23 protein-coding genes and 1 pseudogene are annotated in these 23,890 nt (G+C 74.5%); 10 read left to right on the forward strand and 14 right to left on the reverse strand.

Annotation, left to right across the window (positions count from 1 at the left end; translation table 11 throughout):
• Window positions 1-6 precede the first annotated feature (6 nt).
• The gene (locus Aru02nite_RS15010) at window positions 7-1,350 is read right to left on the reverse strand and encodes a protein kinase domain-containing protein (protein WP_203658138.1); all 1,344 of its coding nucleotides are present in this window, start codon (window positions 1,348-1,350) and stop codon (window positions 7-9) included.
• A gap of 137 nt (window positions 1,351-1,487) precedes the next feature.
• Here Aru02nite_RS15010 and Aru02nite_RS15015 point away from each other — a divergent pair, with 137 nt between their 5' ends.
• The 3 genes from Aru02nite_RS15015 (at window position 1,488) to Aru02nite_RS15025 (ending at window position 3,561) form a co-directional block, all read left to right on the forward strand.
• Window positions 1,488-2,273 carry an FHA domain-containing protein gene (locus tag Aru02nite_RS15015; protein ID WP_203658139.1) on the forward strand — a complete coding sequence of 262 codons (786 nt, stop codon included), beginning with the start codon at window positions 1,488-1,490 and terminating at the stop codon, window positions 2,271-2,273.
• Between the two features lie 162 nt (window positions 2,274-2,435).
• Window positions 2,436-2,837, forward strand: coding sequence for a hypothetical protein (locus Aru02nite_RS15020; protein ID WP_203658140.1), 402 nt, complete (start codon window positions 2,436-2,438; stop codon window positions 2,835-2,837).
• Window positions 2,838-2,931: 94 nt separating this feature from the next.
• Window positions 2,932-3,561, forward strand: coding sequence for a putative DNA-mimic protein (locus tag Aru02nite_RS15025; protein WP_203658141.1), 630 nt, complete (start codon window positions 2,932-2,934; stop codon window positions 3,559-3,561).
• Between the two features lie 35 nt (window positions 3,562-3,596).
• Here Aru02nite_RS15025 and Aru02nite_RS15030 read toward each other — a convergent pair whose 3' ends face one another.
• The 3 genes from Aru02nite_RS15030 to Aru02nite_RS15040 are packed head-to-tail and all read right to left on the reverse strand — an operon-like array spanning window position 3,597 to window position 6,169.
• The gene (locus tag Aru02nite_RS15030) at window positions 3,597-4,790 is read right to left on the reverse strand and encodes an NAD(P)/FAD-dependent oxidoreductase (RefSeq protein ID WP_239076701.1); all 1,194 of its coding nucleotides are present in this window, start codon (window positions 4,788-4,790) and stop codon (window positions 3,597-3,599) included.
• Window positions 4,787-4,984 carry a ferredoxin gene (locus Aru02nite_RS15035; RefSeq protein ID WP_203658142.1) on the reverse strand — a complete coding sequence of 66 codons (198 nt, stop codon included), beginning with the start codon at window positions 4,982-4,984 and terminating at the stop codon, window positions 4,787-4,789. Before Aru02nite_RS15035 ends, Aru02nite_RS15030 begins: the two co-directional genes overlap by 4 nt.
• Window positions 4,985-4,999: 15 nt before the next feature.
• A complete protein-coding gene (locus Aru02nite_RS15040) occupies window positions 5,000-6,169 on the reverse strand; it encodes a cytochrome P450 (RefSeq protein WP_239076702.1) in 1,170 nt (389 codons plus the stop codon).
• A gap of 104 nt (window positions 6,170-6,273) precedes the next feature.
• On the opposite strand from Aru02nite_RS15040, the gene Aru02nite_RS15045 reads away from it, so the two are divergent.
• The 3 genes from Aru02nite_RS15045 to Aru02nite_RS15055 all read left to right on the forward strand — a co-directional run bounded on the left by Aru02nite_RS15045 (window position 6,274) and on the right by Aru02nite_RS15055 (window position 11,051).
• Window positions 6,274-6,909 (forward strand): TetR/AcrR family transcriptional regulator, encoded by a 636-nt coding sequence (locus Aru02nite_RS15045; RefSeq protein WP_203658143.1) that lies wholly within the window; start codon window positions 6,274-6,276, stop codon window positions 6,907-6,909.
• Between the two features lie 11 nt (window positions 6,910-6,920).
• Window positions 6,921-9,689, forward strand: a complete 2,769-nt coding sequence (locus Aru02nite_RS15050; protein WP_203658144.1) for a helix-turn-helix transcriptional regulator — start codon at window positions 6,921-6,923, stop codon at window positions 9,687-9,689.
• Window positions 9,690-9,785: 96 nt separating this feature from the next.
• Window positions 9,786-11,051 (forward strand): M24 family metallopeptidase, encoded by a 1,266-nt coding sequence (locus Aru02nite_RS15055; protein ID WP_203658145.1) that lies wholly within the window; start codon window positions 9,786-9,788, stop codon window positions 11,049-11,051.
• A gap of 77 nt (window positions 11,052-11,128) precedes the next feature.
• Here Aru02nite_RS15055 and Aru02nite_RS15060 read toward each other — a convergent pair whose 3' ends face one another.
• Complete coding sequence (locus Aru02nite_RS15060) at window positions 11,129-11,563, reverse strand: hypothetical protein (RefSeq protein WP_203658146.1); 435 nt, start codon at window positions 11,561-11,563, stop codon at window positions 11,129-11,131.
• A 72-nt stretch (window positions 11,564-11,635) separates the two neighbouring features.
• On the opposite strand from Aru02nite_RS15060, the gene Aru02nite_RS15065 reads away from it, so the two are divergent.
• Window positions 11,636-12,244 (forward strand): Type 1 glutamine amidotransferase-like domain-containing protein, encoded by a 609-nt coding sequence (locus Aru02nite_RS15065; protein WP_203658147.1) that lies wholly within the window; start codon window positions 11,636-11,638, stop codon window positions 12,242-12,244.
• 1 nt (window position 12,245) lies between these two features.
• On the opposite strand, the gene atpB is transcribed toward Aru02nite_RS15065, so the two are convergent.
• Window positions 12,246-13,019, reverse strand: a complete 774-nt coding sequence (atpB, locus tag Aru02nite_RS15070) for a F0F1 ATP synthase subunit A (RefSeq protein ID WP_203658148.1) — start codon at window positions 13,017-13,019, stop codon at window positions 12,246-12,248.
• Between the two features lie 422 nt (window positions 13,020-13,441).
• Window positions 13,442-14,212 (reverse strand): DUF2470 domain-containing protein, encoded by a 771-nt coding sequence (locus Aru02nite_RS15075; RefSeq protein WP_203658149.1) that lies wholly within the window; start codon window positions 14,210-14,212, stop codon window positions 13,442-13,444.
• A 61-nt stretch (window positions 14,213-14,273) separates the two neighbouring features.
• Here Aru02nite_RS15075 and rpsD point away from each other — a divergent pair.
• Together rpsD and Aru02nite_RS15085 are read left to right on the forward strand one after the other, a co-directional pair.
• Window positions 14,274-14,886, forward strand: a pseudogene (gene rpsD, locus Aru02nite_RS15080) (30S ribosomal protein S4).
• Between the two features lie 52 nt (window positions 14,887-14,938).
• Entirely contained in the window at window positions 14,939-15,601 is a 663-nt protein-coding gene (locus Aru02nite_RS15085; RefSeq protein WP_203658150.1) for a GNAT family N-acetyltransferase, read from the forward strand.
• Window positions 15,602-15,635: 34 nt separating this feature from the next.
• On the opposite strand, the gene Aru02nite_RS15090 is transcribed toward Aru02nite_RS15085, so the two are convergent.
• Genes Aru02nite_RS15090 through Aru02nite_RS15110 form a run of 5 tightly spaced genes read right to left on the reverse strand, consistent with a single transcriptional unit; the run spans window position 15,636 to window position 20,140 of the window.
• Entirely contained in the window at window positions 15,636-15,830 is a 195-nt protein-coding gene (locus Aru02nite_RS15090; RefSeq protein ID WP_203658151.1) for a ferredoxin, read from the reverse strand.
• A gap of 26 nt (window positions 15,831-15,856) precedes the next feature.
• A complete protein-coding gene (locus Aru02nite_RS15095; protein ID WP_203658152.1) occupies window positions 15,857-17,095 on the reverse strand; it encodes a cytochrome P450 in 1,239 nt (412 codons plus the stop codon).
• The gene (locus Aru02nite_RS15100) at window positions 17,092-18,273 is read right to left on the reverse strand and encodes an NAD(P)/FAD-dependent oxidoreductase (protein ID WP_203658153.1); all 1,182 of its coding nucleotides are present in this window, start codon (window positions 18,271-18,273) and stop codon (window positions 17,092-17,094) included. Before Aru02nite_RS15100 ends, Aru02nite_RS15095 begins: the two co-directional genes overlap by 4 nt.
• Entirely contained in the window at window positions 18,270-18,920 is a 651-nt protein-coding gene (locus Aru02nite_RS15105) for a TetR/AcrR family transcriptional regulator (protein ID WP_203658154.1), read from the reverse strand. The genes Aru02nite_RS15100 and Aru02nite_RS15105 overlap by 4 nt, the downstream gene beginning before the upstream one ends.
• A 2-nt stretch (window positions 18,921-18,922) precedes the next feature.
• Window positions 18,923-20,140 (reverse strand): cytochrome P450, encoded by a 1,218-nt coding sequence (locus Aru02nite_RS15110; RefSeq protein WP_203658155.1) that lies wholly within the window; start codon window positions 20,138-20,140, stop codon window positions 18,923-18,925.
• A 165-nt stretch (window positions 20,141-20,305) separates the two neighbouring features.
• On the opposite strand from Aru02nite_RS15110, the gene Aru02nite_RS15115 reads away from it, so the two are divergent.
• On the forward strand, window positions 20,306-20,887 hold the full coding sequence (locus tag Aru02nite_RS15115) for an MFS transporter (RefSeq protein ID WP_203658156.1): 582 nt from the start codon (window positions 20,306-20,308) through the stop codon (window positions 20,885-20,887).
• On the opposite strand, the gene Aru02nite_RS15120 is transcribed toward Aru02nite_RS15115, so the two are convergent.
• Together Aru02nite_RS15120 and Aru02nite_RS15125 are read right to left on the reverse strand one after the other, a co-directional pair.
• Entirely contained in the window at window positions 20,853-21,581 is a 729-nt protein-coding gene (locus tag Aru02nite_RS15120) for a hypothetical protein (protein ID WP_203658157.1), read from the reverse strand. The genes Aru02nite_RS15115 and Aru02nite_RS15120 overlap by 35 nt on opposite strands.
• On the reverse strand, window positions 21,559-23,781 hold the full coding sequence (locus Aru02nite_RS15125; protein WP_203658158.1) for a hypothetical protein: 2,223 nt from the start codon (window positions 23,779-23,781) through the stop codon (window positions 21,559-21,561). The genes Aru02nite_RS15120 and Aru02nite_RS15125 overlap by 23 nt, the downstream gene beginning before the upstream one ends.
• Window positions 23,782-23,890: the final 109 nt, after the last annotated feature.

Raw genomic sequence — 23,890 nt, forward strand, 5'->3', positions numbered from 1 at the left:
CCGTCGTCAGTCGGGCGGGCAGGCGGCGAGGAGGGCGGCGCGCAGCTCGCCGGCGGTACCGAAGCCGATCGCGGGCCGTTCGGTGAGGGCGTGGTCGAGCGCGTCGGCCAGCGCGGGCCGCAGGTCCGGCCGGTACCGCCGGACCGGCGTCGCCGGCACCTGCAGCACCGTCTGCCACGGGTCCACGCCCCGGACGAAACGGCGCGGGAACCGGCCGGTGAGCGCCTCGTACAGGCAGGCGGCGAGGGCCCACACGTCGACCGCGGGCGTCACGTCCCGGAACTCGAGCACCTGCTGGCGCGGCATGTACCAGGGCTTGCCGGCGGTGGTGCCGGAGCGGGTCAGGCCGCTCAGCCCGGCCCGGTCGAACGCCTTCGCCAGGCCGAAGTCGCCGATCCGCGCCACCGGCGCCGGGCCGTCGCCGGCCGCGAGCAGGATGTTGTGCGGGCTCAGGTCGCGGTGCACGACGCCGCTGGCGTGCGCGTACGCCAGGCCGTCGAGTGCCTGCACGGCCAGCCGGACCGCCTCCCGTTCCGGCAGCCGCCCGCCCCGGCGGCGCAGCACCCCGTCCAGGCTCCCGCCCGCGCAGTACTCGGAGGTGAACCAGAAGGCGCCGTCGACGGTGCCCGCGTCGTACAGGGGGACGAGGTGCGGGTGGCGCAGCGCCCGGGTGAGCTCGACCTCGCGCAGGAACCGGCGCCGCGCCATGGGGTCGGCCGCGACCGCCGGCAGCATCAGCTTCAGCGCCAGCTCGCCGCCGGTGTCCTCGTGCCGCGCCAGGAACACCGCCCCCATGCCGCCGCGCCCCAGCTCGCGCACCAGCCGGTACCTCCTGGTTTCCTTGGTACCGGCCAGGATCCGCTCCGCCAGCTCGGCGGGACGCTCGCGGCACCCGGCGCAGACGTACTCCCCGGTGCGGTCGCCGATCTCGGCGCCGACCTCCCGCCCGCACCGGGCGCACAGCGCGGGTTCCAGCGTGCCGTCGTCGGCGTCGACCCGCACGTCGACCCGGAACACGGTGCGGCCCAGGCGGATCAGGTCCCCGTCGACCAGGTCGTACTCCGGCGACGGCTCCGCCTCGTCCGGCGCCACGCCCGCCGCGCGCCGCCCGATGGCGCGCCCGTTCACGTACGTGCCGTTGAGGCTGCCGAAGTCGCGGATCCGTACGTCCGGCGGGTTCACGTCGAGCAGGCAGTGATGCCGCGACACGGTGCGGTGGTGCTCGTCGTCGGGCAGCCGCGGCCGGCAGTCGGCGGCGCGGCCGAGGATGCACGTGCCGCGCTCGTCGAACACGTACTCCCGGGTCGTGAGGCGGCCCTCGACCAGCGTCAACCGCACCGTCGCGCTCACCGGCGCACCGTCCGGGCCGTGCCGCCGGAACGCGGATCGTGCGTCACCGCAAGGCCCTCCCGCCGTCGTCCCGGCCATCATCGCAGCAGCCTCCGGCGGGGACCGGTCCCCGCCGCACCGCCGGTACCGTGCACGGCATGGGGGACAGCGACTTCATCCCGCAGGTACTGCCGGCGTCGACGCCCAGCCTGGCGCACGGCGTCCCGACCGCGCCGCCCGGCACCATCTTCGTCCTCGGCGCCGACGGCGGGTACGCGGTGCCGCCGCGCCGGTTCAGCCTGTACTTCGGGCGTGGCACCGACGACGTGCACGTGACCGTCGGCGGCGACGACCCGTACGTGAGCCGCTTGCAGGGTCGGCTCGTCTGCGACGGGCACGACTGGTGGGTACGCAACGAGGGACGGCTGCCGATCCAGCTGCCGGGCGACTCGCTGCTGCTGTCCGGCCACGAGCTGCTGATGGACCCCGGGTACACGCCGCTGCTCATCGGCTCCCCGCGCCGGCGTACCCACCTGCTGGAGGTGCACGTCGTCGCGCCCGCCGCGGTCGACGCCGCCGTCGGCCCGCGCACCCCCACCCGCTCGCCCGACGGGCACGACCTCAGCCCCGTCGAACGGCTCGTCCTCGCCGCCCTCGCCCAGCGGTACCTGCGGCAGGAGCGCTACCCGCAGCCCGTGAGCTGGAAGCAGGTCGCCGACGACCTCAACGCCGCCACCCCCGGGCGTACCTGGACCCGGAAGGCCGCCGAACACGTCGTCGGCCGGGTACGCGAACGGTTGGCGGCCACCGTGCCCGGCGTCCTGCGCGACGACGGCGTCGGCGAACCCGTCGGCAACACCCTGAACCACAACCTCATCCAGGCCCTTCTGCGAAGCGCCACCCTGCTCCCCGCCGACCTCCACCTCCTCACCCCGCCCGCCTGACCCCTGGATACGTTGCAGCACACCGATCCCCGCATCCGCCGAACGGCCCCGGCCGGTTCGAACCGTTCGGGTCAGGACAACGGGCGACCTTGCCGGCACACTGGGTCGTCATGGATGGGCGTCGCGGGCCGGAGGCCGACGCCCGTACGGGGGTGGTCGAGCATGGGACATCCACTCGTGCCGGTGACGGCCGAGACCCACAAGTTCCTCACGTACGCCGACTATGTGGCTCAGCCGCAACGTTTTCCGGCCGCGCCGCCGATGCCGTCGTTGCGTGAACTGTGGGCCGTCCAGCTGCCGCCCGTACGTCTCAAGCCCAACCACACGGTGTTCCACGTCCTGATGGGCCTGGCCGGCTTCGTCACCTTCGGCCTGACCTGGCTGATCCAGCTCGTCGTCGGACTTGCCTGGCACTCCGGCGACGAGTCCGCGTACCGGGAGCGCGTGGCGAAGCAGCGCTGGTTGGTGGAGATGCGGGCGTGGATGATCCAGGACCAGCAACGCCGTGCGGTAACGCCCGGAACGGTCCGCGCGATCGAGGGCCCCGTCGACCCGGCGAGCTGACGGCTGCCTGGCCGATCCGTTGGTACGCAAGGGATCCGCGTGCCGTGACGTGCGCGGGCGGGGAGTGTCGTACCGGGTGGTTATCCTGCGGCGCATGGGACTGGCTGTGGCGGTGGGCATCGTGCCCGACGAGGAGACGGACGCCGAGGAGCGCGCCGAGCGGCGCGCGGAGGCCGACGCGTTGGCTGTCGAGCTGGCGATGGAGGGGGTGCGGTGGCGGGAGCCGGAGCGGGGCCGGGTGCCCGCGACCCGCGCGCACGTCGGCTCGTTCTCGTACTCGTGCCTGCACACCCTGCGCCGGGTGTACGCGCTGCTCGACGAGGGTCGGCCGGTCACGCCGGCCGCCGCCGACACGGCGGAGGACGACGCGGAGGTGGTGGAGTCGGTGAGCCTGATGTTCGAGTCGCACCTGCTCAACCACTCCGACTGCGAGGGTTACTACGTGCCGGCGGAGTTCGACGATCCGCTGTTCCTGCCGCCGGACCGGGTGGCGGGCGGCGGGATGGTGGGGTCCTGCCAGGCGCTGCTCGCGGAGTTGCGGATCTGCGCGCCGGCGATCGGCATCCGGCTGGGGCCGGACGGCGCGCTGTCGGACGCCGAGGCCGACCGGGTGTACGAGCTGCCCGAGGACGACCCGTTCAGCACCGAGACGATGGTGTGGTTGACGCTGCACGAGCAGTGCATCGCCAGCATCGCGAGCGGCCGCGCCCTCGTGTTCTGCTGACCCCGCCGACCTGGTTCCCTTGGGTACCAAGGAGATCAGGTCGGTGGGACGGTGTCGGGCCAGGGTCGGTCGACGAGTGGTCGCCAGTCGCGGAGCACGCGCGGCCGGTCGACGGCGACGACGCCGGCGACCCGACCCGCCCTCCGGTACGCGACGACCAGGTGCCCGTCGCCGGGGTCGTCCACCACGCGCTGCCCGTCGTGCCCGGTGAGGTCGCCGAGGATCTGGATCCGCCTGCCGTACTGGTCGGACCAGGCGTAGGCGACGGGTTCGTACGGCCGCGGCGCGCCGCCCGTCGCGGCGGCGAGCAGGTTGTGGGCGGCGGCGATGCCCTGCGCGGTGGCGTTCGTACGGTGCTCGACCCGCACGTACCGGCCCGCGGCGGGGTGCCACCACCGGGCGACGTCGCCGGCCGCGTAGACGCCGGGAGCGGCGGCGCAGTAGGCGTCGCAACGTACGCCGCCGGTGGTGGTGAGGCCGCTGCCGGCGAGCCAGCCGGTCGCCGGCGTCGAGCCGAGCGCGAGCAGTACCGCGTCGGCGTCGAGCGCGGCGCCGTCGGCGAGGGTCACCCCGACGGCGCGGTTGCCCCGGGACCGCACCGCCCGCACCGCGCCGCCGGTACGCAGGTCGACGCCGTGCGTCCGGTGCAGGGACGCGAGCAGCGCGCCGACGGGGCCGCCGAGTCCGGGCAGCGGGGTCGGTCCGGGCTCGACCAGCGTCACGTGCACGCCGGCCGTCGCGGCGACCGCGGCCGCCTCGCAGCCCAGGTACCCGGCGCCGACGACGACCAGCCGCGCCCCCGGTACGAGGGCGGCACGCAGCCGTTGCGCGTCGTCGACGGTGCGCAGGACGTGCACGTTGCCGAGGTGCCGGGTGCCGGGCAGCTGCCGCGGCCGTACTCCGGTGGTGACGAGCACCCCGTCGTACGGCAGCGTCCCGCCGTCGGCGAGCTGTACCCGCCGGGCGGCCACGTCGAGCCCGACCGCGGCCGTACCGGGGCGGAGGTCGAGGCCGAGGTCGGTGGTGCGGCCGGCGTCGCACAGGGTCAGGTCGGCGACCGGACGGCTGCCGGCGAGGACGTCCTTGGCCAGCGGCGGCCGATCGTACGGCGGGTGCGGCTCGTCGCCGACCATGGTCAACGCGCCGTCGTACCCGTCGCCGCGGAGCGCCTGCGCGGCGGCGATCCCGGCCGCACCGGCGCCGACGATCACGACCCGGCGGAGGCTCACCGGTCCGCCAGTCCGAGGCAGCCGGTGGGGCAGACCGCCACGGCCCGCCGTACGCCCGGGAGCTGGGCGGCGGTGGGCCGCTCGGCCCGCAGTACGACGAGGCCGGTGTCGTCGTCCTGGTCGAAGACGTCCGGGGCGGCTTCGACGCACTGGCCGCTGGCGCAGCAGCGGTCGACGTCCACGGTGACGCGCATGTCCGTTCTCCTCCGTTACCAGGCGACCGGCAGCCGGTGCACGCCGTACACGGCCATCTCGGTGCGCATCGGCACGTCCTCGGCGGGCACCGCGAGGCGCAGGCCGGGGAATCGCCGCAGCAGTGCGGGAAGCGCGATGCGCAGCTCGGTACGCGCGAGTTGCTGGCCGAGGCACTGGTGGATGCCGTGGCCGAAGGCGAGGTGGCCGGTGGCGTCCCGGTCGAGGCGCAGCGCGTCGGGCCCGGGGAACCGTCCGGCGTCCCGGTTCGCGGCGGCCAGCGACACCGTGACGGTCTCGCCCGCCCGGATCGCGTGGCCGTCCAGTTCGAGGTCCGCGGTCGCCGTCCGCAGCACCAGGTACAGCACGCTCAGGTGGCGGAGCAGTTCGTCCGCGGCGCCGGCCGCCCGGTCCGGGTCGTCGCGCAGCAGGGCGAGCTGTTCCGGCCGTTGCAGCAACGCGAACGTGGCGTGCGCGATCATGTTCGCCGTCGTCTCGTGGCCGGCGAGGAGCAGCAGCAGCGCGATGCCGGCGAGTTCCTCGTCGGTGACCGCCCCGCTCGCGGCCAGGTCGCCGAGCAGGTCGTCGGGCTTCGTACGGCGCTTGTCGGCCACCAGCTCCGACAGGTACGCCAGCAGCGAGCCGACGGCGGCGTTCCGGTCGGCGGCCGGCGCCTGGAGGTTGAGCATCCGCGCGCTGTCGCGCTGGAACCCGCCCCGGTCGGCGTACGGCACGCCGAGCAGTTCGCAGATCACCAGCGACGGGATGGGCAGCGCGTACGTGCTGACGAGGTCGGCGGGGGAGCCGGCGGCGGCGAGCGAGTCGAGCGCCTCGTCGACGATCGCCGTGATGCCGGGTTCGAGCGCGCGGATCCGCCGCACGGTGAAGCGGCCGGTCAGCAGCCGCCGGTACCGCTCGTGCTGTGGCGGGTCCATGCGCAGGAAGAACCCGGCGGGCACGGTGAGGTTGGTGGGCTGGGAGTCGGGTTGGTGCGCCAGTTCGGGCCGCACGCTCATCCGCGGGTCGGCGAGTACGGCGCGGGCCTGCTCGTACCCGGTGACGAGCCAGCCGAGGTGACCGTCGGCGTACCGCATGCGGCGGACGGGGTCGCGTTCCGGGTCGGTGAGGTCGGCGGGTGGGTCGAACGGGTCGGGTCGGTGCTGGGGCATCGCGTCCACGGCGGTCACGGTGTGGTCCTTTCGTTGTCGCGGCGGCCATCCCCGATAAAACCGCACTCACTGCAAAAATGCAACCGCTGCATTTACTCGCCCGGTGCAGTACGCTGCCGGGCATGGGCGGGACACCTGGCTGGCGCGAGACCAAGAAGCAGCGCACCCGGCACGCACTGATCCAGCACGCCGTGCGGCTGTTCACCGAGCAGGGGTACGAGGCGACCACCATCGCCGAGATCTCCACCGCCGCCGAGATCTCCCCGCGTACGTTCTTCAGCTACTTCCGTACCAAGGAGGACGTGCTCTTCTTCGACCACGAGACGCGGATGGCGCGGGCGCTGGCGATCCTGGCCGAGCCGCGGCCGGACGAGGCGCCGGCCCGGCTGCTGCGCCGGGCGCTGCTCGACAGCGTGCTCGCCGAGTCGGCCGACAACCAGCTCGCCGCCGAACTCGCGACCACCCGTACCGCCCTCGTCAACGCCGAACCGGCGCTCCAGGCGCGCGAGCTGCACCTGCTGTTCGCCACCCAGCGGGAACTCGCGCACGCGCTGCACGGGGCGTACCCGGGGCTCGACCTGGTGGACGCGGCCGCCGCGGTCGGCGCGATGGTCGGTGCGGTCACGATCGCCGCGGCCACCGCCCGGGCCGCCGGCGACGACGAGGACGCGGTCCGCGCGGCCGCCCGGCACGCCGTCGACCTCGTCCTCGACGGCCTCGACACCCTCGGCCGGCCCGCCCGCGGCCGCCGGCGCTAGCACGGGTTCGCTTGTACACCACCGGATCCGGACCAACCACCCTGTACGGGCGGGGCGCGGAGCTGGCGCGGATCGCGCGGCTCGTGGACGGTGCGCGGCACGGGCGGGCCGGCGCGCTCGTGGTCCGCGGCCCGGCCGGCGTCGGCAAGTCCGCGCTGCTCGACCACGCCGGCCGGCTCGCCGCCGACGACCCCGACACCCCGGCCCGGGTACTCCGGATCACCGGGATCGAGTCGGAGGCCGCGCTGCCGTACGCGGCGCTGCACGCGTTGCTGCGGCCCGCACTCGGCGCCGTCGACGGGCTGCCGGCGCCGCAGGCCGAGGCGGTACGCGGGGCGTTCCGGATGGGCGAGCGCGCCGGCGGGGACCGGTTCCTGGTCGGGCTGGGCACGCTGGGCCTGCTCGCCGACCTGTCCCCGGACCGGCCGCTGCTGTGCCTGGTCGACGACGCGCAGTGGCTCGACCGGGAGTCGGCCGACACCCTCCTGTTCGCGGTACGCCGGCTGTACGCCGAGCCGGTCGTGGTGCTGTTCGCCGCCCGCGACGAGGATCCGGCGTTCGCCGCGCCGGGCCTCCCGGTCCTGCCACTCGGCGGCCTCGACGGTACGGCGGCGGCCGAGGTGGTGGTCGCCGCGGCCCCGGGCCTGGCGCTGGCCGTACGGGACCGGGTGGTGGCGGAGGCGGCGGGCAACCCGCTGGCCCTCGTCGAACTGTCCCGCGGCCTGACCGAACGCCAGCGCGCCGGCTTCCTCGGCCCGCTCGGCATACCCACCAACGGATCGCCGACCAGCCGGGTACGGTCCGCGTTCGTCGACCGGCTCGCCGCGCTCCCCGCCGACACCCGCCACGCCGTACTGGTCGCCGCGCTCGACGGCGCCGGCGATCCGGACGGGCTGAGCCGCGCGCTGGGCGGGTCGCTCGCCGCCCTCGCCCCCGCCGAACGGGCCGGGCTGCTGCGCGTCACCCGCGCCGGCGTGGTCTTCCACCACCCGCTGGTACGCACGGCGGCGCGCGGTGCGTCCGACATCGGCGAGCGCATCGCCGCGCACCGCGCCCTGGCCGAGGCGTACGAGGGGGATCAGCGGGCGTGGCATCGCGCGGCGGTCACGGTCGGGCCGGACGAGTCGGTCGCCGCGGACCTGGCCGACGCGGGCCGGCGCGCCGTCGAACGGGGCGGTCTCGCAGCCGCCTCCGCCGCGTACGAGCGTGCCGCGGAACTGTCCGGCGAGCCGGAGCCCCGGGTACGCCGGCTGGTGTCGGCGGCGACGGCGGCCGCGGACGCCGGGCAGCTCGGCCGCGCCGGGCAGCTGGCCGACCGGGCGCTCGGGCACCCCACGGACCCGGCGCTCGCCGCCGGACTGGCCCGGGTACGCGCCGCGGTGGCGCGAGAACGGCGGCAGCCGGTGGACGCGGCCCGGATCCTGCTGGCCGGTGCGGTCGCGCTGTCCGGCACCGATCCGGTCACCGCCGAGACGATGCTGTGCGACGCGAGCGTGCACGTGTGGTCGGCGACCTGGCGGCCCGGTCAGGCGGACCTGGCGCAGCGGATCGCGGCCGCCGCCCGCTCGATGGCCGGTCGGGCGGGGCCGGCGCTGCGCGCGGTGGTGGACCTCGTCGAGGGCGTGGAATGGCTGCTGTCCGGCGATTCCCCGGCGCACGTCGCGATGCCCCGCCCGCCGTACGCCGACGTCGCCGGGCTGCCGTTCGCGGTCCGGATGCTGCACCTCTACCTGGACTTCGTACGCGGGGATCTGGTGGCGTTGCGGGCGACGGGGGAGGCGCTGGTGGTGGAGGCCCGCGCGGCGGGGATGGTCGGCCGGCTGCCGCAGCTGCTGACCCTGCTCGCCGGCGGGTACGCGCTGGCCGGTGAGTACGCCGAGCTGGCAGCCGCCGTCGCCGAGGGCCGGCGGGTCGCCACCGACACCGGCCAGGACTCCTGGTCCGGGTACCTCGACGGGCTGGACGCGTGGCTGGCCGCCGCGCGGGGCGACGAGCCGGCGTGCCGTGCGCTGGCCGTACGGGCTCGGGACGCGGCCGGTGGCACGGTCGTCCAGCCGTACGCGTGGGCCGGGCTCGCCGAGGCGCGCCTGGACCTTTCCCTCGGCCGGTACGAGGCGGCACTGGACGCGTTGCGCGCGTTGGACACCGGCCCGGTACGCCACTCGTTCGGCCTGCTGTACGTGTGCGCCGACCAGGTCGAGGCCGCGGTACGCGCCGGCCGACCGGACGCCGCGGAGTACCCGTCGGGTCGGCTCGTGCGGTGGGCCGAGGCGACCGGGCAGGACCGGATCCGGGCGCTGGCCGAGCGGTCGGCGGCGCTGCTCGCGACCGGCGACGAGGCCGAATCCGGCTACCTGCGGGCGATCGCGCTGCTGCCCGGCACCTCCCTCGAAGCCGCCCGTACCCGGCTGCTGTACGGCGAATGGCTGCGCCGGCGGAAGCGCCGCACGGAGGCCCGCGACCAGCTCGCCGACGCGGCCGACACGTTCGACCGCCTCGGCACCCCCGCCTGGTACGAGCGCGCCGCGGCCGAACTGCGCGCGGTCGGTGCCGTACCGGGGCGGCGGGCGGCGGCGGACCCGCTCGCCGCGCTGACCGCGCAGGAGGCGCAGGTGGTACGGCTGGCCGCGACCGGCGCCTCGAACCGCGAGATCGGCGCGCAGCTGTTCCTCAGCCCGCGCACCGTCGGATACCACCTGTACAAGGCGTTCCCGAAGCTGGGCGTGAGTTCCCGGGCCGAGCTGCCGCGGCTGTGCACCCCGCCCGCACCGACGACCTAACCGCGCCCGGCCGATACCGGTACGTCGACGGATTCGCCGCGGTGGCCGGCGCGCCTAGCGTCGCGGCGTATCTGGCGGAGCGGAAAGGGAAGCCGAATGAGCCGGACAGTACCCACCTACACGCTGGCCGAACGGGACCGCCGCTGGGCGCTCGCCCGGCGGCTGATGGCGACCGAGGGCGTCGACGCGCTGATCGCGTACGGCGAGCACGAGTGCGCCGACCTGGCGCCGTTCGCGCCCGACCAGTACTTCAGCAACGACCGGCCCGGTTCGGTCGTCGTGTTCTGCGGCGACGCCGAACCGGTCCAGCTCGTCTGGTGCAACATGCCGATCCAGGACCACCTGGAGGCCGCCAAGCGCGGCGACGAGCTGTGGATCGCCCCGGAACGGATCCGCGCCGGCAGCGGCTTCCAGCCCGGCCGCAACGGCGCCGGCATCGTCGAGGTACTCCGCGACTACGGGCTGGAGCGCGGCCGGATCGGCGTGCTCGGGCTCGACCCGTACCCGCCGTTCCACATCAACCCGATCATGCCGTACCAGGTGTGGCGGCAGGTGGTGGCGGAGCTGCCCGACGCCGAGTTCACGAACGTCGGCCCGGCGTTCGTGTTCGCCACCGCCCGGCTGTCCACCGAGGAACAGGCCGTCCTCCGGTACTCCGCGGAGGTCGGCGACGCGATGGCCGCCGCGATGGTACGGGCCGCGGTGCCGGGCGCCACCGAGGCCGACCTGTACGCGACCGGCATGGCCGCCGCGTTCCGGCGTGGCTGCGCCGCCCCCGACATGCTGCTGTGGTCCGGGCCGGGCTTCGTCGCCTGGGGCCCGCCGGCCTGGTCGTACCGGCCGCAGGCGCCGCGGACGCTCGCCGACGGGGACGTGGTGCTGGCCGAGGTGTTCAACCGCTTCGGCGGCAAGGAGACGCAGCACCAGGTGGCGATCGCGGTCGGCGAGCCGCATCCCGACGTCACGGCCGCCGCCGCGGTCGCCCGCGAGTGCTACGAGGCCGGCCTCGCGGTCGCCCGCCCCGGCACCACGTTCGGCGAACTGGCCGAGGCGATGCTCGCGCCGCTGCACGCCCACGACTCCTGGAACATCCACCCGATGTGCCACCTGATGAACCCGTACGGGCCGGTGTGTGGGTTCGGCCACGGGCTGCGCCGGCTGCCCGAGGCCAAGCGGTACGGCCGGCTGTTCGAACTGCCGACGATGGGCGGCGAGATGCCGCTGGCGCCGGGCATGACGCTCTCGTTCGAGCCGAACGCCGTCGTCGACGGTCGCGCGGTGAACCTCGGCGGCACCGTACTCATCGGCCCGGACGGTCCGGACGAGCTGAATCCGTACACCGCGCGGCTGCTGCGGGCCTGAGCGGCCGCGCGACGGGGGTCGGCCGGCGGTGCCCGGCACGCCGGCCGGTCGCGCCGTCTCCAGCGCCGGAACGCTTGCTACAGAGCCGATTCGAGCAGGCGGCGGAGGGCGTCGGCGCGTTCGGCGCCGAAGTCGAGGTTGGTCTGCGAGCGGTGGTCGAACGTCAGAACCCCGTCGGCGAACGTCATCCCCGCGGCGCTGAAGTACTCGCCGGTGTTGCGGACGACGATGGTACGCAGCCCGTCGCGCAGCGCCTGGCGGCCGAGGTCGTCGACCGCGACCGCGCGCAGCGCGTTCACCAGGGGTGCGAAGTACACGAGGGGGAAGAACTCGGCGTAGTCGTCGGCGTGGCCGGCGACGGCGAGCTCGTCCCACGAGACGTCGACCGGCACCGGGAAGCCGGCCGCCTCCTCGATCCGCGCCAGCCAGCCGGGGTAGTCGTCGTCCCGGAACCGTTGCACCGCACGGCGTTCCGCCAGCCCCATCCGTCCCCCCGTGATGTCCGCCCCCACCCACCGCACGCTAGCGGCGGGCGCGCCACCCGGCATCGCTACAAGTACCCACAGCCCCGCGATACTGGGCGGATGCGCCTCTACCTGTCCTCGTTCCGTACCGGTGCGCACCCGGCGCGGCTGCTCGCACTCGCCGGCGGCCCGCGGACGGCGGTGCTGACGCACGCGCTGGACGACGCGCCCCCGGAGGTACGCGACGCCGCGGTACGGCGGGAGGTCGGTGAGCTGGCCGCGCTCGGGCTCGACCCGTACCCGGTGGATCTGCGCGAGCCGGGAGCGGTCGGCGCGCTCGCCGGCTACGACCTGCTCTGGGTACGCGGCGGCAACGTCTTCACGCTCCGCCGTGCGCTGGCCGACACCGGCGCCGACACCGTCCTGGTGGACCTGCTGCGCCGTGACACCGTGGCGTACGGCGGGTACAGCGCCGGCTGCTGCGTGCTGGCCGACGACCTGAGCGGGCTGGAGCGGGTGGACGACCCGGGCGACCCGCCGGTACGGACCGGGCTGGGGCTGCTCGACCGGGCGTTCGTGCCGCACGTGCGGACGCCGGAGCATCCGGAGAGCGCCGACTGCGACGCCCTGGCCGCCGCGTACGCCGCCGCCGGCCGGCCGCACTGGGCGCTGCGCGACGGCGACGTACTGGTGGTCGACGGCCCGGTCACCGAGCTGCTGGCCGGCTGACTCAGTGGTCCTCGGCCAGCGAACTCTGCACGTAGCTCGCGGTCAGCACGACGAACACGTACGCCTGGAGGGCGGCGACGATCAGCTCGAAGAACGTCATGATGATCGCCATCGCCCAGGACACCACCGACAGCGGCCGGAACCAGAGGGTCTGCGCGTTCATCAGGGCGACGCCGCCGAGCGTGAACACCAGCAGCAGCAGGTGCCCGGCGAACATGTTGGCGAACAGCCGGACCGCCAGCGTGACCGGCCGGGTCAGGAAGTTCTGCACGAACTCGATCGGCACCAGCAGCAGGTGCATCGGCCACGGCACGCCCGGCAGGATCAGCGTGTGCTTGATGTACCCGAAGAAGCCGTGCTTGCGGATCCCCAGGTACAGGAACATCACGTACGTGACGATCGCGAGGAACGCGGGGAACGCGATGTGCGAGTTCGGCGAGATCTGGATGAACGGCACGATGCCGAAGACGTTCATCACGATGATGAACAGGAACAGCGTCGCCAGGTAGGGCGCGAACCGCAGCCCGTCCTTCGCGCCGATCACCTCGCGGGACACGCCGTCCCGGATGAAGCCATAGATCGACTCGGCCAGCCACTGCGACTTCGTCGGCACCAGCTTCGGCTTCCGGTACGCCACGAGGAAGAAGACGATGATGATCGCGGCGGCGAGCCAGGCCAGCAGCGTGATCTTCGTGATCGCCTGGCCGAGCGGCGGCACCAGACTCTGGAAGTCGAAGTCCTGGACTCCGGGCGGGAATCCTTCGGCGACGATCATCGGTCCTCCACTGTCGCGGGGGCAGCGTCCGGGCGGCTCTGACGATAGCGAACGGCGTACCGATCACCCGCGTCGGCCTCCGCCCGTGGCGGCCGGTCCTGCCCGGGGTGCGGCAGCAACGGCGTGCACCGCTGGTCGGGCCCGTCGTCGCGGAGCTGGGCGTCCGGACTCGGGTCACCACCACGTCGAACCGGCGCGTGCGTACGGGTGGCGGCGAGCGCCATGGTGCTCCCGGATTCCGTTGGTGGACAAGCGAATGGCGGTTTCGTCAGGCACGACGACCCGCGTTCGTACGCCGCGGCGCCGGCCGGTGTCGCCGTGCGGTCGTCCGCCCGCCGCCGCGAAGTACGCCCTCGGCGCCGCGGTCGTGCGCGGTCGTCGAATGCGCCGCGCGGCGCGTACCGGGGCAGGGGGACGACGGATCAGGTGCGGCCGTGCTGCTGCGCGTCCGCGGTGTGCGCGCCCGCGCAGTCGCGGCAGCACAGGGTGCGCAGCGCGGCCGCCAGCCCGCCGAGGTCGGCCACCGGCCGCCGGAACGTCAGGCGCAGGTGCCGCAGGTCGCCGCCGGCGAGTACCCGCAGGACGAGGCCGTGCCGGTCGACGCGGACCGCCAGCGTCGCCTCCGCGTCCGGTACGACGGCGCGCACGTGCCGCAGCAGCGCGGCCGTGATCTCCGGGTGGTGGTCGTTGAGGTCGGCGAGCAGCTCGCCCTCCCGTGCGCGCAGCGCGTCGGGCCGCGCCCGCCGGTACGTGTCGAGGTCGACGGCGACGCTGCGGTCCTCGCCGTCCAGCCGTACCTCGGCGAGTTCGAGGCGGTAGAGGGTGTGGCCGCGGCCGACGTCGAGCAGCGCCGGCAGCGGGTACGCCGCGGCGAACGTGTCCACCGCGGTCCGCAGCTCGTCGCCGGTCACCGGGGCGACCCAGCCGAGCAGCGCCGCCTCGCCCGCGGACGGCGCCGCCGGGTACGGGGCCTCGTCCGGTACCGAGAGCAGCGCCGCGGCGTCGTCGGCGGCGGCGTCGGCGGGCAGTGCGGCGGCGCCGGGGTCGGCGTCGTCGACCACCAGCAGCGGCGCCCCGTCGGGGTCGGCGGCGTGTGCGACCGGTACCGGCCAGGTGGTCTCGGGCAGGTGGAGCTGGCCGGTGCCGCGGGCGGCGACCAGGGTGCGGACCACCTCGGCGGGGGACGGGCGCATGGCATCTCCATCAGTTAGGTTAGCCTTACTAAGGTCAACCTAACTCATTTCGGAGGTGTGTGTGAACCGGTCCCGGCCCAAGGCCAGGCTGTCCCGGGCGATCGGCTTCCCGCTGACCCGCAGCTGCGTCGCCCCGTTCGAGCGGCGGCCGTACCCGCCCGGCGTGCACGGTCGCCGGCGCGTCAACGCCAGCGACTACCAGGTCCGGCTCCTGGAGAAGCAGCGCCTGCGCCTCCAGTACGACCTGCGCGAGACGCAGCTCGCCCGGGCGTTCGCGGAGGCGGACCGGCGGCGCGGCAAGACCGGCGAGATCCTCGTCGCGCTGCTCGAACTCCGGCTGGACGCCGTCGTCCTGCGCGCCGGGGGTCGCCCGCACCATCTACCAGGCTCGCCAGTTCGTGACGCACCGCCACATCACGGTCAACGGCCGGCGCGTCGACCGCCCCTCGTACCGGACGCGGCCCGGTGACGTCGTCGCGGTCGCCGGGCGGAGCCGCGGGCTGGACCCGTTCGTGGTGGCGGCGGCCGGCGCCAACGCGCCCGCGGGCGAGCCGGTGCCGTACCTGGTGGCCGACCTCAGCGGGCTGACCGTCCGGGTCGAACGCCAGCCCGAGCGCCGCGAGATCCCGGTGCGCTGCGACGAACACCTCGTCGTCGAGTACTACTCGCGCTGACCGGCGCCGGAGGTCACAGGGTCACCGAACGGAGCCGACTACGGTGCCAGCCATGGACGACCTGGTACTGCTGCGGCACGAGATGGCCACGCTGTGGGGCGTCGACGCGTACGGGCGGCACGAGCCCGCGCCGGACGTGGCCGTCGCCGTGGCGCGCGACGGGGTGACCGTGCGGGCCGACGTACGCCTGCCGGCCGGGGTGCGCGCCCGGATCACCGCCGACGGCACGGCCACCGACGTACTCGACCGCGCGCGCCGGGTACTCGGTGCCGGTGCCACGGTGACCAGCGGCCCCAGCTTCCTGGTGGAGCACGCGACCCTGCCGGACACGCCGGGCCTGCTGCGCTCCGACGCCCCGGTACCGCCGGCGCTCGTCCCGGCGCGGCCGGTGCGCTGGTGGCAGCCGGGGGAGTGGGCCGACCTGCTCGCCGGCGCGCTCGGCCCGTGGGCGATGCTCGTCGCGGACGGGCACGTGCGCGCGCTCTGCCACACCCCGCGGGCGTCCGGCCGGTACGCCGAGGCGGGCGTCTGGACCCACCCCGACCACCGTCGCCGCGGGTACGCCGGGGCGGTGACGGCCGCGTGGGCGGTCACCGCGCGCCGCGAGTACCCGGTGCTGTTCTACTCGACGTCCGCGGACAACCGGGCGTCGGCGGGGGTGGCCCGGAGTCTCGGACTGCGCCCGCTCGGCGACATCTGGCAGTTCCGCCGCTGACACCGGATCGCTTGCCGCGCAACGGATGCCGGGGTCAGTCCTGGACCGCGATGGCCAGCGCCGGGCAGATCGCCGCGGCCTGGCGTACGCCGTCGGCGGCGTCGGCGCCGGGCGTGTCGTCCAGCAGGACCGCGATGCCGTCCTCGTCGCGCTGGTCGAACACGTCGGGCGCGGCCATCACGCACTGGCCCGACGCGACGCAGCTGTCCTGGTCGAGGAGTACCTTCATCCGTTCCTCACTCTCTCGCGGTGGTGTCACCAGGTGACGGGGAGTTCGTAGACGCCGTACACGGATCCGTCGTGTTTGAACGGGATCTCGTCGAGCGGGGCCGCCAGTCGCAGGGTCGGGATGCGGCGGTAGAGCGTGCCGTAGACGACCTGGAGTTCCATCCGGGCGAGCGGCTGGCCGAGGCACTGGTGCACCCCGAACCCGAACGCCACGTGGTGCCGGGCGTCGCGGCCGAGGTCCAGCCGGTCCGGCTCGGGGAACGCGTCGGGATCCCGGTTGCCGATGTCGTTGGCCATGATCAGGCCGTCACCGGCGCGGACCCTACGGTCGCCGACCTGGATGTCGGCCAGTGCGACCCTGCGCCGCCCGTTGTGCGTGATGTGCAGGTACCGCAACAGTTCCTCGACGGCGGCGGCGACGACGGCCGGGTCCTCCGCCGTACGCAGGGCGTCGAGCTGGTCGGGGTGTTCCAGCAGCGCCAGCGTGCCCAGCGCGATCATGTTCGCGGTGGTCTCGTGGCCGGCGATGAGCAGCAGTACGCCCATCTCGGCGGCGTCGCGCCGGGTCAGCTCGCCGTCCCGGATCCGGTCGGCGAGCCGGGACAGCAGGCCGTCGCCGGGTTCGACGAGCTTGCGCGCCATCAGTTCGTCCAGGTACCCGACGAGCGCGCCGACCGCCGCGGTCCGTTCCTCGACCGTCGCCGTACGGCGGATGATGGTGCGGCTGTTGACCTGGAAGAAGTCGTGGTCGTCGTACGGGACGCCGAGCAGCTGGCAGATCACCAGCGACGGGACCGGCAGCGCGAACGCCTCCACCAGGTCCACCGGCTTCGGTCCGGCGAGCAGCCGGTCGATCAGCTCGTCCACGATCGTCTGGACCGCCGGCCGCATCGCCGCGACCCGCTTGACCGTGAACGCCGCGGTGACCATCCGCCGCTGCCGCGCGTGTTCCGGGTCGTCCATCAGGATGAAGCTGAGCGACGGCCGGCGTTCGGTGCCGTCGTCGTCGACCTGCCTCTCCCGCGCCGGCGCCGGCATCGGGTAACCGGGCCGCGTCACGTCGGCGCTGATCCGCGGATCGGCCAGCAGCGCCCGCTGCTCGGCGTACCGGGTGACCAGCCACGGGGTACTGCCGTCCCACAGCCGTACCCGGGTCAGCGGCGCTTCCCGTTGCAGCGCGGCGAGATCCGGCGGCGGATCGAACGGGCACCCGCGCGCCCGCGTCATCGGGTACTCCGGCAACGGCGCCTCGTGCGTCGTGGTCATCGTGCTCCCTCCGGACGGGATTCCCCGGCGTACGCGGCGGCGACGTCCGCGCGGCGCAGCCGGGCCTGCCTGGGCATGTTCCAGCCGAGTACCGCGGACGGTCGGCCGGCGTGGCGGTACACGGCGACGAAGCGGCCGTCCGCGACCGCGCCGTCGGTCACCGTCACCTCGGCGTCCGCGGCGGGCCGGCCGTGCACCTGGATCCGCGCGTCGTACTGGTCGGTCCACATGTACGGCACCGGCGCGTACGGCCGGTCGGCGCCGAGGATCGCGCCGGCCACGGCGATCCCCTGCTCGGTGGCGTTGGTCCGGTTCTCCAGCCGTACCAGGCGACCCAGCCCCGGGTGGTACCAGCGGGCGACGTCGCCGGCGGCGTAGATCCCCGGTGCCGCAACGCATCGCTCGTCGCAGACGACGCCGTCGTCGATCCGCAGGCCGCTGCCGGCGAGCCAGTCCGTCGCCGGCAGCGCGCCGATCGCCACGACGACCAGGTCCGCCGGCAGCGTCTCCCCGTCCGCCAGCCGTACGCCGGTGGCCCGGCCGCGGTCGGCGACCACCTCGGCCACGGCCGTACCGAGCCGCAGCCGTACGCCCCGGGCGGTGTGCAGGTCGGCGAGCAGGCCGGCGGCGAGCGGGCCGAGCTGGTCGGCGAGCGGCGCCGGCTGCGGCCCCGCCATCGTCACCTCGGCGCCGGATCTCCTTGCGGTGGCGGCGATCTCGGCCGCGAGTACGCCGTCGCCGACGACCACGACGCGGCGCGCGGCGGCCAGCTCGGCGCGCAACGCGGTCGCGTCGTCCAGGCTGCGCAGCACCCGTACGCCGGCGAGGTCGGGCCGGCCGGGCAGGGTCCGCGGGCGCAGGCCGGTCGCCACCACGACCGCGTCCGCGGTGAGGGTACGACGGGTGGCCGTGCGGACGGTGCGGGTGGCGGCGTCCAGGCCGACCGCCGCCTCCCCGACCACCAGCGCATCGTCCACAGTGGACGTACGCAGCCGGATCCGGTCGGCGTCCCAGTCGCCCGCCAGGTACTGCTTCGACAGCGGCGGCCGGTCGTACGGCCGGTGCGGCTCGGCGTCCAGCAGCGTCAGCCGCCCGGTGAATCCCTTGCGCCGCAACGCTTCCGCGGTGGCCAGCCCGGCGGCCGACGCGCCCACCACCAGGACGCTGCCGGCGCTCACCGGTCACCGCCGACCGGGGCGAGCCACAGGCCGACGATCGCGTCGATCAGGCCGGTGGCCGCCTCCTCCCACGACGACCGCCGGGTACGGGTGCCGTCCGCGAGCGCGCGCTCCCGTTCGCCGACCACGTGCACCATGAGCAGCCGTGTCATGTCGGCCCGTTCGCGGGCCACCTCGTCCGGCAGGTCCGGCAGGCAGCGCCCGAGCCCGGCGAGTACGCGCTGCATGAGCGGTTGCGTCAGCGCATCGTCGATCATGATGACCCGCAGCAACGGATCGGTCATCACCTGCGCGCCGAACCGCCCGTACCAGGTGGGCCGGCCGAGCGCGTCGAGGTGTTCGGTGACCGGCCGGACCAGGCACGCCACCCAGTCGCGGACGTCACCGTCCCCCTCGATCGCGTCCACCATCCGGGTACGGGTCCCGTCGATCGGCCCCTGGTGCCGCCGCACGATAGCGCGTACCAGATCGGTCTTCGTTCCGAAGTGGTACCCGACGGCGAAGTTGTTGCCCTGCCCCGCGGCCTCGCTGACCTGCCGGTTGGAGACCGCGGACACGCCGTGCTCGGCGAACAGCCGCTCCGCCGCGACGAGGATCTGCTCGCGCGTCGCGGCGGCGCGGGCGGTGGGTGCGGAGTCGCGCGCCATCGTCACCACCGCACCGGCAGCTCGCGCAGCCCGCCCACGGCCAACCCCTCGACCCGTTGCAGCCGCGCGGGATCCACCGCGAGCCGCAGCGCGGGGAGCCGGCGCAGCAGTACCGCGAGGACGACCTGCAGCTCGGTGCGGGCCAGGGCCTGACCGAGGCACGAGTGCGGGCCGGCGCCGAACGCCAGGTGCGGGTTGGGGGAGCGGCCCAGGTCCATCTCACCGGCGTCGGCGAACGCCTCGTCGTCCCGGTTCGCCGCGCCCATGCTGCACATCACCGTGGTACCACCGGGCACCGTCGTACCGCCGACGTCGAGGTCCTCGGTCAGGTGCCGCGGCATCCCGATGCCCGGGTCGGCGTCGAAGCGCAGCGCCTCCTCCACCGTCGTACGCACCAGCGACGGGTCGGCGAGCAGCCGCTCCCACCGGCTCCGGTCGGACAGCAGCATCGCGACCATCTTGGCGATCATGTTCGCGGTGGTCTCGTGCCCGGCGACCAGCAGCCCCTGACCGGTGGCCACCAGCGTCGGCTCGGACAGCGTGCCGCCGTCGGAATCGGTACCGGTGATCAGGTCGCTGAGCAGGTCGTCGCCGGGCGCGGCACGCTTCGCCGCGACGTGCCCCCGCAGGTACTCGACGAACTCGTCCTGCGCCGCGTCCATCTCCGCCTGCGTGGACCGGGTGAGGTTGAGCATCGAGTCCGACCAGTACGAGAAGCGGTCGCGGTCGGACTCGGGGACGCCGAGCATGTCGCAGATGACCCAGACGGGCAGCGGGAAGCCGAGGTGCGCCTTGAGGTCGGCCGGCGCGCCCGCGGCGACCATGCCGTCGACGAGCTGGTCGGCCATCGCCTCGATGCCGGGCCGCAGCGCCGCCATCCGCTTGGCGGTGAACCACTTCGTGATCATTCGCCGCCAGCGCAGGTGCGCCTCGCCGACCTGCGGGATGGCCTGGGCCATGGCGCTGCGGAACAGGCCGCCGGACTCGGTGGCGGCGACCCGTGCGCTGTCCTCGCCGGTGGGGCGGGGGAAGCGCGGGTCGGACAGGACCCGGCGGACGTCGTCGTACCGGGTGACGAGTGCCATCTCGTCGCCGCTCGGCAGGGTGACGCGGGAGACGGGGCAGGTGCGGCGCAGTTGGGCCCACTCCGCGGGTGGTTCCAGCGGTTCCCTGCTCACGAACGGGTAGCTCGCCACCGGCGTCGCGCCGTCCTGCACCATCGCGTCCTCCTGACAAACCGGGCTGGCCTTCGCGAATCAGTCAACACGCAACACGCACTCTAAGTCAAGTGACTGAAACCGGCCCGGACGATCTGGAGAACTCGCGCCGTCCGGGCTGGCGATGGCGCCGGTCTCCGCCCGCATCACCGGTACCGAGGGCCGAAGGTGACGCTGACGGCCGGCGCGCTCGTGGTCGCCGCCGGGTACGGGCTGGGTGTCGTGCTGCTGGCCGAGATCTGGCAGCCAGTCCTCGTGTCCAGCCTGATCGGCGCCGGCATCGGCCTGGCGTACGGGGCGATGCCGGCGCTGATCATGGGTGCCGTACCGGTCGCCGAGACCGCCGTCGCGAACAGCCTCAACACCCTCATGCGCGCCATCGGTACGTCGGTGTCCAGCGCCGTGTCCGGCGTCGTACTGGCGCACCTGACGGTCCGGTTCGGGCCGGCGGTCGTCCCGTCGCAGGGCGCGTTCCGTCTGGTACTCGCGATCGCGTCGGCTCGGCGCTGGCCGCCGTCCTCGTCGCCGCGTTCCTGCCACGGTGCCGCGCCGCCGCCCGCCCCGGTGGCTCGGCCGTACCGCAGGGTGCGGTGCCCGAAGCCGCCCGCTGACGGCTGCGACCCGCCCGGCGGACGCCACCCGGCCTCCGCCGGGCGACGTGCCTCCCCTGGCGCGTTGCCCGGTCGAGCCGTGTCGGCACCCCGGCAGCCGGTGGTCAGGGCGCGGGGCGTTCGGCGTCGAGGTCGATGAACCCGTCCGCGTCGGTGCCGGCGCTGACGTACGCCTCGAAGCGCCCGCCGGCCGCCGCGCACGCGGCACGGACGTCGGTGAGGAAGTCGTTGAACCGCCCGCCGTTGAGCCGCGCCAGCGCCCGGTTGTCGCGGTACGCGGCGCCGTCGCCCTCGTACGGGAAGGTCCAGGGGAACCAGATGTCGGACGCCAGCCAGCAGGCCACCTCGACGTGGTCGGCGGCCGGCGGGCAGATCGCGGAGACCCGGACCGGCGGCCCGCGGTGCGCCCATGCGACGCCGGCCGCCTCCGCCGCGTCGGCGATGTCCCGCACGTACTCGTCGCGCCACCGACCCGTGCGGTCCACGTACGCGAGGCGCGTCACCGGCTCGACGTACTCGGGTTCGTCGACGCCGAGCAGGAACCCGTCCGGCAGCCGGCGGTCCCGGTCGATCCGCGACAGGTCCCGGATCGCCGCCACCGCACCGGGATCGCGGCGCAGGTGGTCGAGCACCGGCCCGTCCCGGTCCCGCCGGTACGCGAGGCGCGGCACCCGGTCGACGACGAACACGTCGTGCCGCTCACCCGCGCGTACGACCGCGTCGTGGAAGCCGCGGATCGCCGCCGGCCCGAGCGCGAGGTCCAGCAGCGCGGCCGCCTCGTACACGTCGCCGGCGACGGCGCTCCACGTGTCAGCAGTCGGCGCCGAAGTCACCGAACCCACCCGGGTTCCACTCGTACGTGCCGAGCTGGTTGATGACGCGGAGCAGCTCCAGCTTCGGCGTCGACCCGTCGCACAGGTACTCCTTCATCCGTGGCAGGTTCTTCAGGACCTCGTCGCGATCCACCGAGTAGAGCGGGCTGGTCTGCTCGATCCGTACCACCGAGATCCGCGAGAATCCCGGTGGCGTGCAGTCGATGGTGCCATCGCTGTTCCGGCCGTTCTGGCCGTTGAGCTGCTTGATGCTCTCCTTCGTCGTCTCCCGCAGGTTCCGCGCGCGGCCGGGCATCGACTTCAACTGGTACGCCTCGTGCCGCGTCAGGTCGAACACGTCCGCCATGCAGCCCTTGTACTGCCCGTCCACGATCACCTTCGCGTCGGGATCACGCTTCAGGATGTCCTGCGCGAACTCCAGCTGCCGGGTGATGCCGATGCGCTTCGGCCAGTCCTTGTCGATCTGCTCGCCCGCCGCGTTCTTGTACTGCTTCGGGATCTCGTCCCAGTTCTGCAGACCACCGGTCTCCGCGAAGGTCACGAGCGGCCCCAGCAGCTTCTTGTCCACCGCGTACTGCAGGGTCTCCTTCGCGACCTCCGGCGTGACCTTCGCGTCCAGCAGCGACTTCATCGCGCTCGCGACGGCCGGCTGCAGCGGCACCTCGACCTTCGTGAACGCGGGCTCCTTGCTGAGGTCGAGCCCGCGCTTGACCAGGTTGGTGTACAAGGCTTTGAGGTCCGCCGGAGTACTCGGCACCGCCGACCCCGCGGCCGGCCCGCCCGACGCCGACGAGCCGGGCGCCCCGGAGCCCGAACCGGATCCCGGGTCAGCCTTGCCCGAGCCGGACGAACCTGACCCGGACGAGCCCGAGCCGGACGAACCCGAGCCGGAGCCCGGGGAGCCGGACGCGTCGCCGGGGGAGCCGGAGCCCGGAGTACCGGAGGATCCGCGGCCGGCGGAGCCCTTGCCCTTGTTCGGCGAGCCCTTGCCGGGCGAGCCCGTGCCGGGGGTTCCGGCGGCCGACGCGACCGGTACGGCGAACGTCGCGGCGTTGTACTGGACCTGGATCTCGCCGCCCGGCGGCGCCACGTTCGCCGTACTGAAGGGTGGGGTGGTGGCGCTGCCGCCCGGTGAGACCGGGCCGACGACCTGCTCGCCGAGGGCGGGTGCGACGGGCGTGACGCCGCCGACGACCACGGCGCTGCCGGGCGCGTCACCGGTGTTGTGCACCGTGGCGGTGAAGCTGCACGTCGGGGTCGAGCACACCGCGGCGGCGTTGATCGTCGTCTCGAAGGCGGCTTCCTTCGGCTGCTGGCTCTCCTGCGCGGGTGGCTCCGGTGGCTGGGCCGCCGCGGAACCCGAGCCGGACTTGCCCGGGTCGGGCAGGACCGAGTCGGCGTCCTTCTTCGCCTTCGCCGCGTCGCCGTCGTCACCCGGCTCGGGCGCGGCGGCGACCGATCCGCCGCCGGTGTCGTCGACCGGCGTGACCGTGCCGGGCCCGACGTTCTCCGCGGTCACCACCCGACCGCCCCCGGTGTACGCCGCGGGCCGCAGACCCCGGTCGGTGATCGGCCCGGACAGCGTGACGACGTCGCCGGTACGCCAGTCGAACTGCACCCGCCAGCCGCCGGCAGCCGCCGTGATCCGCGGCAGGTCCGAGTACGGGTCGACGGTGCTGTGTGCGACGACCGAGTCGACCAGCCGGGCCAGCGCGGTCGGCCGGAACGCGGCGACCACGTCCACCGGTACGCCCGCGTCCTGGCCGGGGCGGATCCACCGGCCGGTCAGTACGCTGACCTGGCCGGGGGCGTGGTTGAGCCACCAGAGCCGGTCGCCGCGGAGCGCCGTGGCCTTCGCGGTGGCCCGCAGCTCCGCCGTACCGCCGCCGTAGTCGCGCAGCGTTCCCGTGGCGTACCCGGACTCGGCGACGGTGAGGTTCGCGTCGACCATCCCGCCACCGGCGTCCGCGAGCGCGACGTGCAGCCGTACCGAGGGGGCGGCGGCGAGCGCGGCGCCCGGCGACCTGTGCTCCGGGCTGGCGGTGAACCGCACGGCGACACCGATGACGCCCGCGGCGGCGAACACGCCGAGCGCGACGCCCGCGGCGATCCCGGCCCAGAACCGGCGGCCCCGCCGTACCGGAGCCGGGACCGGGGCTGGTCTGTACGGTGGCGGACCAGCTGGGCCGTATGCGGCCATGCTGCACCTCGTTTCCTGCAATGACCGATTGTCCTCATTCAACCATTCCGCGGCCCTGCCACCGCTGCTCCGCGCTCGTTGTCCACCGGCCAGAAACGGCCGGTGCGCG

The organism is Actinocatenispora rupis (assembly GCF_016861975.1).
In the GTDB taxonomy this organism is placed as follows: domain Bacteria; phylum Actinomycetota; class Actinomycetes; order Mycobacteriales; family Micromonosporaceae; genus Actinocatenispora; species Actinocatenispora rupis.

Coding starts and splice junctions, on each gene's coding strand:
- Aru02nite_RS15085 (WP_203658150.1), top strand. CDS start 14,939: ATGGACGACCTGGTACTGCTGCGGCACGAGATGGCCACGCTGTGGGGC.
- Aru02nite_RS15015 (WP_203658139.1), top strand. CDS start 1,488: ATGGGGGACAGCGACTTCATCCCGCAGGTACTGCCGGCGTCGACGCCC.
- atpB (WP_203658148.1), bottom strand. CDS start 13,019: ATGATCGTCGCCGAAGGATTCCCGCCCGGAGTCCAGGACTTCGACTTC.
- Aru02nite_RS15090 (WP_203658151.1), bottom strand. CDS start 15,830: ATGAAGGTACTCCTCGACCAGGACAGCTGCGTCGCGTCGGGCCAGTGC.
- Aru02nite_RS15095 (WP_203658152.1), bottom strand. CDS start 17,095: ATGACCACGACGCACGAGGCGCCGTTGCCGGAGTACCCGATGACGCGG.
- Aru02nite_RS15045 (WP_203658143.1), top strand. CDS start 6,274: ATGGGCGGGACACCTGGCTGGCGCGAGACCAAGAAGCAGCGCACCCGG.
- Aru02nite_RS15025 (WP_203658141.1), top strand. CDS start 2,932: ATGGGACTGGCTGTGGCGGTGGGCATCGTGCCCGACGAGGAGACGGAC.
- Aru02nite_RS15020 (WP_203658140.1), top strand. CDS start 2,436: ATGGGACATCCACTCGTGCCGGTGACGGCCGAGACCCACAAGTTCCTC.
- Aru02nite_RS15125 (WP_203658158.1), bottom strand. CDS start 23,781: ATGGCCGCATACGGCCCAGCTGGTCCGCCACCGTACAGACCAGCCCCG.
- Aru02nite_RS15065 (WP_203658147.1), top strand. CDS start 11,636: ATGCGCCTCTACCTGTCCTCGTTCCGTACCGGTGCGCACCCGGCGCGG.
- Aru02nite_RS15110 (WP_203658155.1), bottom strand. CDS start 20,140: ATGGTGCAGGACGGCGCGACGCCGGTGGCGAGCTACCCGTTCGTGAGC.
- Aru02nite_RS15055 (WP_203658145.1), top strand. CDS start 9,786: ATGAGCCGGACAGTACCCACCTACACGCTGGCCGAACGGGACCGCCGC.
- Aru02nite_RS15105 (WP_203658154.1), bottom strand. CDS start 18,920: ATGGCGCGCGACTCCGCACCCACCGCCCGCGCCGCCGCGACGCGCGAG.
- Aru02nite_RS15035 (WP_203658142.1), bottom strand. CDS start 4,984: ATGCGCGTCACCGTGGACGTCGACCGCTGCTGCGCCAGCGGCCAGTGC.
- Aru02nite_RS15075 (WP_203658149.1), bottom strand. CDS start 14,212: ATGCGCCCGTCCCCCGCCGAGGTGGTCCGCACCCTGGTCGCCGCCCGC.